This is a genomic window from Candidatus Thiopontia autotrophica (genome assembly GCF_982804495.1).
Window position 1 is genome coordinate 36,950 of the sequence record NZ_CEYDPX010000011.1, and the last position, 11,666, is coordinate 48,615.

Genomic DNA, 11,666 nt, shown 5'->3' on the forward strand with positions numbered 1-11,666 from the left:
ATAATGGCAGAGATAAGAGAGGTCACTGTTCCCGATATTGGGGACTTCCCGGAGGTTGAGGTAATTGAGGTTCTGGTTGCTGTCGGAGATGAGATCGAGCAGGAGGAGTCACTAATCTCCCTGGAGAGTGACAAGGCAACCATGGAGATCCCCGCCCCGTTTGGTGGGGTGGTGAAAGAGCTTAAGGTCTCTGTTGGAGACAAAGTCTCCGAGGGGGCACTGATCATGATGGTGGAGTCAGCTGAGGAGGCTGCCGTTTCGGAGTCACTGGCTGAATCTCCAGCAGAGTCACAGACAGATAGTGGTGCAGAGCATGCTGCAACTGCCCCATCTCCTGCGGCAGTAACTCCTGCCCAGCAACAGACAGCTACTCCAGCGGCACCGGTTGCTCCGGCGACAGGAGGCAAGGCACACGCATCTCCTGCGATTCGTCGTTTTGCCCGTGAACTCGGGGTGGTGCTCTCCCAGGTTGGAGGGACGGGCCCCAAGGGGAGAATTCTTAAGGAGGATGTAAAGCAGTTTGTGAAGGCGGCACTTTCGGGTGGCGCTACTCCACAGGCTACGGGAAGTGCAATACCGGAAATTACACTTCCAGATTTTTCCAAATTTGGTGAGACTGAGAGCCAGCCACTATCCCGGATCAAGAAGATCTCAGGGAAGCATCTACATGCATGTTGGCTCAATATTCCCCATGTCACCCAGTTTGATGAGGCCGATATAACCAAATTGGAGGAGTTCCGCCAGTCCAACAAGGAGGAGGCGGAAAAACGGGGGGTCAGGCTTACTCCGCTGGTCTTTATCATGAAGGCGGTAGTTGCGGCCCTCAAGGAGTTTCCACAGTTTAACGCCTCTCTCGATCTCGACAATGAGCAGCTGATCATCAAGAACTACTACAATATCGGGGTGGCGGTAGATACCCCGAATGGATTGATGGTGCCGGTAGTCAGAGAGGTGGATCGCAAGGGTGTATACGATCTGGCAGAGGAGTTGATGGAGATCAGTTCACGTGCCCGTGATGGCAAATTGAAGGGCGATGATCTGCAGGGTGGTACCTTCTCCATCTCCAGTCTTGGCGGTATTGGAGGTACCCAGTTCACCCCTATTGTGAACGCCCCTGAGGTGGCAATCCTTGGGGTTGCACGCTCCCAGACCAAGCCAGTATGGAGTGGAACCGAGTTTGAGCCGCGTCTGATGCTACCGTTGGCGCTCTCCTATGATCACCGTGTTATCGATGGTGCAGATGGCGCCCGTTTTATCACCAGGCTCAATCAGCTACTGCGTGAATACTGCAAGGTGCTACTCTGATGACTACAGAAGTAAGAGTGCCGGATATCGGTGATTTTGATGGGGTTGAGGTAATTGAGATCCTGGTTTCACCGGGGGATAGTGTTGCCAAAGAGGATTCACTGATCTCGCTTGAGAGTGACAAAGCGACCATGGAGATCCCATCGCCATACGATGGTACGGTGGGAGAGATCAAGGCATCAATTGGAGACAAGATCTCCGAGGGTGACCTAATTCTTGTAATGGATATCACCTCAGCAGATGGTGCGGCAGACGACAGTGTTGCCGATAGTGATGGTCAACAGACAGCTGAGAGTAGTGAGGATGCTGAAGAAAATAACGGTGCGGTAGCACCACAGGCTGCTACTGCCCCTGCTAGTGATGCAGATATCCATGCAGAGGTACTGGTGCTTGGTTCAGGACCTGGTGGTTATACAGCCGCCTTCCGTGCGGCCGACCTTGGCAAGAAGGTGGTTATGGTTGAGCGTCATCCATCAATAGGTGGGGTCTGCCTAAATGTCGGCTGTATTCCATCCAAGGCACTACTTCACACTGCACAGGTTCTCAATGAGGCCAACTCCATGGCTGACCACGGGGTTCGTTTCAGTAAGCCCGAGATTGATCTTGATGAGATTCGCTCCTGGAAGGATGGGGTTGTTACCCGTCTTACCGGTGGCCTGGGGATGCTGGCAAAACAGCGCAAGGTTGAGGTGGTTACCGGGGAGGGTAGGTTCACCTCCCCCAATACCATCGCGGTCGAGACCGCAGATGGGGAGAAGAGTATCTCTTTTGAGCATTCCATTATTGCGGCAGGTTCTCGCTCTGTGGAGATCCCGGTCTTTCCGCACGATGATCCACGGGTCTGGGACTCCACCGATGCACTGCGTCTCAAGGAGATTCCGGGGCGCCTGTTAATTGTTGGTGGTGGGATTATCGGCCTGGAGATGGCGACCGTCTATGAGGCGCTGGGTTCAAAGATCACCGTGGTGGAGATGCAGGATTCACTAATTCCAGGTGCGGACAAGGATATTATCCGTCCACTACAGAGGCGGATCGGTAAAAAATATGAAAACATCTATCTCAAGACCAGGGTGTCGGCGATGGAGGCCACGGACAGTGGTATAAAGGTCAGTTTTGAAGGGGCCAAGGCTCCTGAAGAGGATCTATTTGATGCGGTGCTGGTCTCTGTTGGACGCGCTCCAAATGGAAAACTGATCGATGCAGAGAAGGCGGGTGTAGTTGTTGATGAATGGGGGTTTATTCCCGCAGATGGACAGATGAGAACCAATGTCCCCCATATTTTTGCTATCGGTGACATTGTTGGACAGCCGATGCTGGCTCACAAGGCGACCCATGAGGCAAAGGTGGCAGCAGAGGTGATTGCTGGTCACAAGTCGGTGTTTGAACCGCTGACCATTCCAGCCGTAGCCTATACCGACCCTGAGGTGGCATGGGCTGGGCTGACCGAGATTGAGGCCAAGGCGCAGGGGATTGACTATATAAAAGGGGCCTTCCCCTGGGCCGCTAGTGGCCGCAGTCTCAGTATCGGTCGAGATGAGGGGCTGACCAAGGCATTGTTTGACAAGGAGACAGGCCGCCTGATCGGTGCCGCCATGGTTGGAACCAATGCTGGCGAACTGATTGCCGAGGCTGTACTGGGAATCGAGATGGGTTCGGATATGGAGGATATTGGCCTAACCATCCATCCACACCCAACCCTCTCCGAGACCCTCTGTTTTGCCGCGGAGATGGCTGAGGGGACCATTACAGATCTGATGCCTCCAAAGAAGAGATAGAGCCACCTGGTTCCACAAGTTATTTTCTTCAGTTGCGCGTAATCACTGATACGCGACGCCTTCAGAAAATCCCTTGTGAAACCAATATCCTGCGCGATAATCACGCGAATTTATGAAACATCCAGGTTAGTTACCGGTAGAATATCCAAAAAATTCAGGGAAACAGACAGATGTCAGAAATAAAGAAAGTTGTGCTCGCCTACTCTGGCGGGCTGGATACCTCCATCATTCTCAAGTGGCTGGAGGATGTCTATGGTTGTGAGGTAGTCACCTTTACGGCAGATATTGGCCAAGGGGAGGAGGTAGAGCCTGCTCGTGCCAAGGCAGAGGCGATGGGGGTCAAGGAGATCTATATCGATGATCTGCGAGAGGAGTATGCTCGTGATTTTGTCTTCCCAATGTTTCGTGCCAACGCGATCTACGAGGGAGAGTATCTGCTGGGGACCTCGATTGCGCGTCCGCTGATCTCCAAACGTCTGGTGGAGATTGCGCAGGAGACCGGGGCCGATGCCATTGCCCATGGGGCAACCGGAAAGGGAAATGATCAGGTCCGTTTTGAGCTGGGGGCATATGCATTGATGCCGGATGTGAAGATTATTGCGCCGTGGCGGGAGTGGGATCTCAACTCACGCTCCAAGCTTATGGCCTATGCAGAGGAGCATAATATTGAGGTCGATTTTGCCAAGCAGGGCAAAAAATCACCATACTCGATGGATGCAAACCTGCTCCATATATCCTATGAGGGGGATATCCTGGAGGATCCATGGAATGAGCCTGAGGATGATATGTGGCGCTGGAGTGTCTCCCCAGAAAATGCACCGGACACCCCAACCTATATAGAGATCGATTTCGAGAAGGGTGACCCGACAGCAATCGATGGAGAGGCGATGAGTCCGGCAACCATTATGGAGACTCTCAACAAACTGGGTGGTGATAACGGTATTGGCCGTGACGATATTGTAGAGAACCGCTATGTGGGGATGAAGTCCCGTGGCTGTTACGAGACCCCAGGGGGAACAATCCTGCTGAAGGCGCACCGGGCGATGGAGTCACTGACCCTGGATCGCGAGGCAGCCCACCTCAAGGATGAGATGATGCCCCGTTATGCTGAGCTGGTCTATAACGGCTACTGGTGGTCACCTGAGCGTACCATGCTACAGGCGGCAATTGACGAGACCCAGAAGACCGTCAATGGCACGGTTCGTCTTAAACTATACAAGGGCAATGTAATTGTGGTGGGGCGCAAGTCCGAGAGCAACAGCCTCTTCAGTGAGGAGATTGCCACCTTTGAGGATGATGCCGGTGCTTATGACCAGAAGGATGCAGAGGGCTTTATCCGTCTTAACTCACTGCGACTGCGGATTGGTGCCAAGCAGAAAGGGTGATGTTGGTCTGGGGGGAAGGGGTCATGGTGTTATGAACTCCTCGACAAGTTTTCAACTTCACTTACGGAATTCATAACACCATGACCCCTTCAGTCCGTACAGTATTCACAAACCCGACCCACTTCTTTGCTTTTGGGTTTGGATCCGGGTTGGCACCATTTGCTCCTGGAACCGTTGGTACCCTTGTGGCTGTCCCACTCTATCTGTTGATAGAGCCACTCTCACTCCCTGCCTATCTGCTGGTGGTTGTGCTGGCATTTCTGTTTGGGGTCTGGGTCTGCGGACGTGCCGGTGATGATCTTGGGGTTCATGACCATGGAGGAATAGTATGGGATGAGTTCGTCGGTTTATGGGTAACCATGATCGCAGCCCCTGCCGGCTGGCACTGGATTGTGGCTGGATTTCTGCTGTTTCGGCTATTTGATATCTGGAAGCCATGGCCAATCAGTTGGGCTGATCGGCAGGTCTCTGGTGGTCTTGGGGTTATGCTGGATGATCTGATTGCGGGTGGCTACGCTTTTGTAGTGCTCCAGATTGTCTACAATATCTGATCCAGTCTAATCTCGAGATTTTCTCCATCTACCGTAGTTGCAGAGAGATATTCACCATCACTTCTTGTATTCAGATCGGTGAGGTTTAGTAGTTCATCTCTGGACTCGCCAGATTCACCTGTCCAACATATTCTGGTGGGAGTACGGCGCATTATGGCCAACTCATACTCACTATGGATGGCGCAGGATACAGGGGTATATTCAGTCACTGGCCCAGCAGAAATTCAAGTAGCGCCTTCTGTGCATGGAGACGGTTCTCGGCCTCATCCCAGACTACACTCTGAGCTCCATCGATCACCTCACTGCTGACCTCCTCTCCACGATGGGCAGGTAGGCAGTGCATGAATAGGGTATCAGGTTTTGCATGGGCCATCAGCTCTTCATTGACCTGATATCCCTTGAAAACCTCATTGCGGGCGCTACTCTCATCCTCCTGCCCCATACTGGCCCATACGTCTGTGACTATCAGGTCGGCGTTCGTAACAGCCGCAACCGGATCTGTCATCATGGTGATATGTGACTCGGTGGCGGCAATAACCTCAGCTTTTGGAGTGTATCCCTCTGGGGTCGCAATATTTAGATGGAAGCCAAACTGGAGCGCGGCATTCATGTAGGAGTGACACATATTATTGCCGTCTCCTATCCAGGCAACACTCTTTCCATGAATTGATCCACGGTGTTCTACATAGGCCTGAATATCTGCCAACAGTTGGCATGGATGGTAGTCATCAGTCAATGCATTGATCACCGGGACAGATGAGTACTCGGCAAATGTCTTCACTTTTTCATGTTCAAAAGTGCGAATCATGACAGCATCAACCATGCTGGATAGCACTCGTGCACTATCCTCAATAGGTTCTCCACGACCCAGCTGTGTATCTCGTGGGGAGAGGAAGATGGCGCTGCCCCCAAATTGGGCCATGCCAGCTTCAAATGAGACTCTGGTACGGGTGGATGATTTTTCAAATATCATTCCCAGCACCTGGTTCTTCAGGGGTTCATATATCTCACCTGCGTGTTGCATCTTCTTCAGTTCAATAGCGCGCTGAATAATGTTATTCAGATCTTCAGTTGAGAGATCCAGCAGGGTCAGAAAGTGACGTGGAGAAGTTGAGCTCATGATTTGCTCTCCTCTTTATTGGTCGTTGTGAACTGGTTTATTAATAGAGCCACCTGTTCGGCAATCTGGTCAGCCTCATCATTACTCAGGATAAGTGGTGGAAGTAATCTGACTACACTGTCTGCAGTCACATTTAAGAGTAGCCCATGTTCCAGTGCATTGCCTACGATGGGAGCACACGGCTGATTAAGTTCGATGCCGATCATCAATCCCAGATTGCGTATATCGGTAACAGATGAGTTCTCTTTCAGTTTTGTCCTCAGTCCCTGTGTGATCCGCTCTCCCAGTGATGTTGCACGCTCCAGGAGCTGCTCCTGTTCCATAGTGCTAATAACAGCCATGGCGCCACGCGTCACCAGCGGATTTCCACCAAAGGTTGATCCGTGCATTCCAGGCTTGAAGAGCTGTGTAGCATTTCCATGGGTTAGACACGCACCAATTGGCAGTCCATTACCAAGCCCTTTGGCAAGGGTGATGACATCTGGCGTGATTGAACTATGCTGGAAACCAAACCACTTTCCGGTACGCCCCATTCCGGTTTGAACCTCATCCAGCATCATTAACCAGCCATTTTTATCACAGAGCGCTCTGACTCCAGCCAGATATTCTGAGTCGGGAATTCGTATTCCCCCCTCGCCCTGTACAGGTTCGAGCAGAATGGCAGATATACCCCTTGAATTTGTTGCGATCTCTTGCAGGGCATCCAGATTATTGTATGGGGCACGGATAAAACCGGAGACCAGAGGTTCAAAACCCGCCTGTACCTTGCGGTTTCCTGTGGCCGTGAGTGTTGCCATGGTGCGTCCATGGAAACTGCCTTTGGCCACGATGACAGATGGTGAATCAATCCCCTTGTTATGGCCATGAAGACGTGCCAGTTTGATCGCAGCCTCATTGGCCTCTGCACCGGAGTTGCCAAAAAAGACACTCTCCATTCCGGAGATCTCACACAGTTTGTCTGCCAACTGCTGTTGGTTGGGGATTCCATATAGATTGGATGTATGAAGCAGGGTAGCAGCCTGATCACAGATAGCCTCAGTTACTGCCGGGTGGCTATGTCCCAGCCCGCAGACTGCAATACCACTTAGGGCATCAAGATATTTTTTATCTGCCTGATCCCATAACCAGGCTCCTTCTCCTCTGACAAATGAGACAGGGAGTCGCCCATAGGTGGGCATAATGGTGTTACTCATAACCTTCTAAAACAACCTTCTAAAACTTTATTGCTTTCCAAAAATAAAAAACGGCAGCCTCAAAATGATGCTACCGATCAGTTGAATAGATATTGTAATGATTGTTTGTGGTTTGGCAACAGATAAAAAAAACCCGGCCAGAGCCGGGTTTTATATAGAGCCTGAACCCACGGATCCAGGCAGAGGTTACAGTATCTTCTCTAAAATGGGAGGCCGTGACCAAATCCTGTCATCCCAATTAGCATGGGAAATGAGAGTAGCGTATTGGTGCGTGATGCCATGAGAGCAACCACCTTGGCCTTTGCAATCTCATCTGCAGTAGCCTCTTTCATTCCCAGAATCTTCTGCTGGTTTGGCCAGATAAGAAACCATACATTGAACAGCATGATTGTTCCCAGCCACGCCCCCATACCGATCACCTGCCATCCCTCTGACATGGTGAACGCCCCAACCAGGCCACCCATATGTTGAAGAGCCCCTACTCCTGTAATCCATGTGAGTACAGCAGCCCAGCGAAACCAGAAGAGAGCACGTGGTGCAATATACTTGTTGATTGCGGCAGGCCCAGGATCTCCATCAGCCAGTGCCTCGCCAACACCAGGAACCTGAATAGCATTGAAATAGTAGAGCAGGCCAATCCACGTGATACCAACAATTGCATGGAGCCATACATTAATCTCCAGTGCGTTGACTGCGTAGACAATTACCCCCTCACTGTTTGGGGTTTTTAAAAGTACAACAAGCACCAGTGCCAAGGCTATGCCAGCAACCACAGTACCAATTCGTGTTTTTAGTGGATTCATTTTTTATCTATCTCCAGTCAGTTTAAAGACAATAACGCAGTAATTTTGTCAAGTATTATAGGCTGTTTTAGAGAAATTGCAATAGTTGTGTGTGAATTTATCCGGAACAGATCGATTCGTCACTTTTTCATCCAGCAACCACCTGAACTCCTGGACATTTTTCTAATGAAACTGTAGGTTGCAACCACAATGAATGCAATTGATCTAACAATATTTTCCAGTCGTATTGAGTCTGTCTGTGATGAGATGGGTGCAGTACTGCGTCGCTCAGCATTCTCTCCAAACATTCGTGATCGACTGGATTATTCATGTGCCATTTTTGATGCGGACGGGGAGCTCTGTGCGCAGGCAGCACATATTCCTGTCCATTTGGGCAGTATGGCCTTTGCAATGAGAGATATTGTCTCCAGAATGGAGTGGCAGGATGGTGATCTGGTTATCCTTAATGATCCATTTCTTGGTGGAACCCATCTGCCTGATGTAACCATGATATCCCCGGTTTTGGTGAGTAACGAACATCTTGGTTTCGTGGTCAACCGTGCTCATCATGCAGATATAGGGGCAGATACTCCAGGGTCTATGCCCATATCCAGCCATCTTGATGAGGAGGGAACAGTTATTCCTCCGGGATATCTGCTACGGAAAGATAAAATTCAGCAAACCCTATACTCAGAAATACTCTCCACACTTCGTAATCCAGAGCTCTCACAGGGTGATTTTGAGGCACAGATTAGTGCCAACAGAGCGGGAATGGCCCGTCTGCAGGGGTGGATTTCTCAGCTTGGTGTTGAGGAGTTCAGAGTTGGACTCTCGGAGTTGAATAGTTATGCTGAACGCCTCTCATCAACGGCACTGAAACAGATTCCCGATGGAATTTACAGTTTTGAGGACCGGATGGAGGATGATGGAGCGGGAAATAGAGATCTGCCAATCAAAGTCTCTATCGAGGTGGAGGGAGGTAGAATAAATGTGGATTTCTCTGGTACAACCGAGCAGACGGGTGGAAATATTAACTGCCCACTCTCGGTTGCTGCAGCTGGTGTCTATTATGTTTTTCGTTCTCTTATGCCGCCACAGACACCGGCAGCAGCAGGCAGCTTTCGTGCCATTACGGTGACGGCCCCAAAAGGGTCACTGCTGAATGCTGACAGGCCAGCAGCAGTTGCTGCAGGTAATGTGGAGACCAGTAGTCGTGTGGTGGATGTAGTTATCGGGGCTCTGGTACAGGCAGTACCAGAAAAGATGGCAGCAGCAAGCCAGGGGACAATGAATAATGTCGCCATGGGCGGAGTGGTCAACAAAAGGCACTGGGACTACTATGAGACTATTGGTGGTGGAATGGGTGCCAGCCTTAATGGGAGAGGCCTGTCTGCGGTTCAGACTCATATGACCAATACACTTAATACTCCTGTAGAGGTTCTGGAGATGAGCACACCATTGCAATTAACTGAGTATGCTGTACGTCGTGGTAGTGGTGGGGATGGGGACCATTCTGGTGGAGATGGAATTGTACGAACATTTAAATTTCTTGAAGAGACCACAGTGACCCTGTTGACGGAACGGAGAGAGATATCCCCATGGGGAGTTGATGGTGGCAGTCAGGGGCAGAGTGGAAGAAATATGCTGGATGGAGAGTTATTGCCAGCAAAATGTTCGATATTGGTAGATGCTGGTCAGATATTGTCCATTGAGACTCCCGGAGGTGGAGGTGCGGGTTACGGTTGACTTGATCGTGAGTTAACAGAGTGCCCTAAATTTTTATGTGTGGAATATGTGGTGAATTGAGGCTGGATGGCTCCAGGCCTGAGCAGTCAGTTATGGAGCGCATGTTGCAGTCGTTGCGCCCTCGTGGGCCTGATGATGAGGGCATATGGCATCAGGGGGCACTACAATTTGGACATCGACGTCTCTCTATAATAGATCTCTCGCAAAGGGCTCACCAACCCATGGTTGATGAGATTAGCGGACTTTCGATCGTCTTTAATGGAACCATCTATAACTATATGGAGCTTCGAGCGGAGCTGGCTACTCTGGGCTATCAATTCCACTCCAGTGGAGATACCGAGGTCATTCTGAAGGCATTTCATGCCTGGGGGCGAGACTGTGTGGAGAGATTCACTGGGATGTTTGCCTTTGCCATCTGGGACTCTAATAAAGAGCAGCTGCACCTGGTGCGTGATCGAGTTGGAATCAAGCCGCTCTACTGGGCAAAAGATGGAAATCGCCTGCTTTTTGCCTCCACCTTGCCGGCGCTGTTGGCAGCGGGTGGTGTTAATACTGAATTTGATGCGGTGGCACTGCATCACCATTTTACTCTCCATGCGGTTGTACCGGCACCGAGAACCCTGTTTCGTGATATCCACAAGCTGGAACCGGCACATTGGGTAGAGTGTTCACTTGATGGCGGAGTGACCAAAAGACGCTATTGGGGTCTGCGTGCAGTTAGATCAGCACATACCAAAAGTGAGTGGGAGTGGGCTGAGGAGGTACGAGAATCTCTGAGCAATGCGATAGAGCGGAGACGTGCGGCCTCGGATCTGCCGGTTGGAGTGTTGTTGTCAGGCGGGCTGGATTCAAGTCTTCTGGTAGGGATGCTGGCAGAGGCTGGTCATAAGGATATTAGAACCTTCTCCATCGGCTTTGAGGATTCCCTGGAAGAGAGTGGCAGTGAATTTGAGTATTCCGATGCGGTAGTGGAGAGATTCAGTACCAGACACCAAAAAATTGTTATCTCCAATAGTGAGGTTTTACCTCGTCTGATTGAGTCTGTGGATGCAATGTCAGAGCCAATGTTTGGGCAGGATGCGATTGGCTTTTATCTGCTGGCTGAACAGGTATCAAAAGAGATTAGTGTTGTACTTAGTGGTCAGGGGGCTGATGAAGTTTTTGGAGGATATTTCTGGTATCCATTGATGGAACAGGCATCTGGTGATCCAGTTGACCGTTTTCGTCGTTACTACTTTGATCGAGACCATGGAGAGATTCTGGATATGTTGTCTCCGGAGTTTCATGGAGAGGATTATAGTGCCAGTTTGATGAGAGATATGCTGGAGGCACCGGGAGCGGATAGCTTTATGGATCAGGTGTTGCGTGCAGACAGCACTACACTGGTGATTGATGATCCTGTCAAACGGGTGGACAATATGACGATGGCGTGGGGGCTGGAGGCTCGGGTCCCTTTTTTGGACCACCATCTTCTGGAGCTGGCAGCAAAGATCCCGCCAGAATTGAAGTTGAAACACCATGGCAAGGGGCCGCTGAAGTTGATCTCCAGAGGCCTGTTGCCGGATTCGGTAATTGATCGTCCCAAGGGGTACTTTCCAATGCCTGCCCTGAAGTATGTGAGAGGAGAGTTTCTGGAATTTATGCGTGATATTCTGGGGTCACAGGCCTCTCTTGAGCGTGGACTGTATAGGAGGGAATATGTGGATGCTATGCTGAAAAACCCCATGTCAGACGATAGCTTTACCAGAATAAAGGGAAGTAAATTGTGGCAGCTTGCGTTAACGGAGCAGTGGCTGCAAAGACACATTA

General features: G+C 50.6%; 10 protein-coding genes. 6 read left to right on the forward strand and 4 right to left on the reverse strand.

The features are described from left to right. Positions 1-3 precede the first annotated feature (3 nt). The 4 genes from aceF (at position 4) to AC3ZFK_RS04880 (ending at position 5,016) form a co-directional block, all read left to right on the forward strand. Positions 4-1,305 (forward strand): dihydrolipoyllysine-residue acetyltransferase, encoded by a 1,302-nt coding sequence (aceF, locus tag AC3ZFK_RS04865; protein ID WP_487506699.1) that lies wholly within the window; start codon positions 4-6, stop codon positions 1,303-1,305. Then, positions 1,305-3,080, forward strand: coding sequence for a dihydrolipoyl dehydrogenase (lpdA, locus tag AC3ZFK_RS04870; RefSeq protein ID WP_487506698.1), 1,776 nt, complete (start codon positions 1,305-1,307; stop codon positions 3,078-3,080). Before aceF ends, lpdA begins: the two co-directional genes overlap by 1 nt. A gap of 170 nt (positions 3,081-3,250) precedes the next feature. Further along, entirely contained in the window at positions 3,251-4,465 is a 1,215-nt protein-coding gene (locus tag AC3ZFK_RS04875) for an argininosuccinate synthase (RefSeq protein WP_487506697.1), read from the forward strand. An 80-nt stretch (positions 4,466-4,545) separates the two neighbouring features. Beyond that, positions 4,546-5,016, forward strand: a complete 471-nt coding sequence (locus AC3ZFK_RS04880; protein ID WP_487506696.1) for a phosphatidylglycerophosphatase A family protein — start codon at positions 4,546-4,548, stop codon at positions 5,014-5,016. Here the strand turns inward: AC3ZFK_RS04880 and AC3ZFK_RS04885 are convergent. From AC3ZFK_RS04885 to AC3ZFK_RS04900, 4 genes are all read right to left on the reverse strand, one after another. After that, positions 5,004-5,225, reverse strand: coding sequence for a transcriptional antiterminator, Rof (locus AC3ZFK_RS04885; RefSeq protein WP_487506695.1), 222 nt, complete (start codon positions 5,223-5,225; stop codon positions 5,004-5,006). The genes AC3ZFK_RS04880 and AC3ZFK_RS04885 overlap by 13 nt on opposite strands. Beyond that, the gene (argF, locus tag AC3ZFK_RS04890) at positions 5,222-6,136 is read right to left on the reverse strand and encodes an ornithine carbamoyltransferase (protein WP_487506694.1); all 915 of its coding nucleotides are present in this window, start codon (positions 6,134-6,136) and stop codon (positions 5,222-5,224) included. Before argF ends, AC3ZFK_RS04885 begins: the two co-directional genes overlap by 4 nt. Further along, a complete protein-coding gene (locus tag AC3ZFK_RS04895) occupies positions 6,133-7,329 on the reverse strand; it encodes an acetylornithine/succinylornithine family transaminase (RefSeq protein WP_487506690.1) in 1,197 nt (398 codons plus the stop codon). The genes argF and AC3ZFK_RS04895 overlap by 4 nt, the downstream gene beginning before the upstream one ends. A gap of 200 nt (positions 7,330-7,529) precedes the next feature. Then, positions 7,530-8,132 (reverse strand): urate hydroxylase PuuD, encoded by a 603-nt coding sequence (locus AC3ZFK_RS04900; RefSeq protein ID WP_487506687.1) that lies wholly within the window; start codon positions 8,130-8,132, stop codon positions 7,530-7,532. Between the two features lie 189 nt (positions 8,133-8,321). Between AC3ZFK_RS04900 and AC3ZFK_RS04905 the strand changes: the two genes are divergently transcribed. Together AC3ZFK_RS04905 and AC3ZFK_RS04910 are read left to right on the forward strand one after the other, a co-directional pair. Beyond that, positions 8,322-9,857, forward strand: a complete 1,536-nt coding sequence (locus AC3ZFK_RS04905) for a hydantoinase B/oxoprolinase family protein (protein WP_487506686.1) — start codon at positions 8,322-8,324, stop codon at positions 9,855-9,857. A gap of 35 nt (positions 9,858-9,892) precedes the next feature. Next, a partial coding sequence (locus AC3ZFK_RS04910) for an N-acetylglutaminylglutamine amidotransferase (RefSeq protein WP_487506684.1) occupies positions 9,893-11,666 on the forward strand: 1,774 nt, incomplete at its 3' end.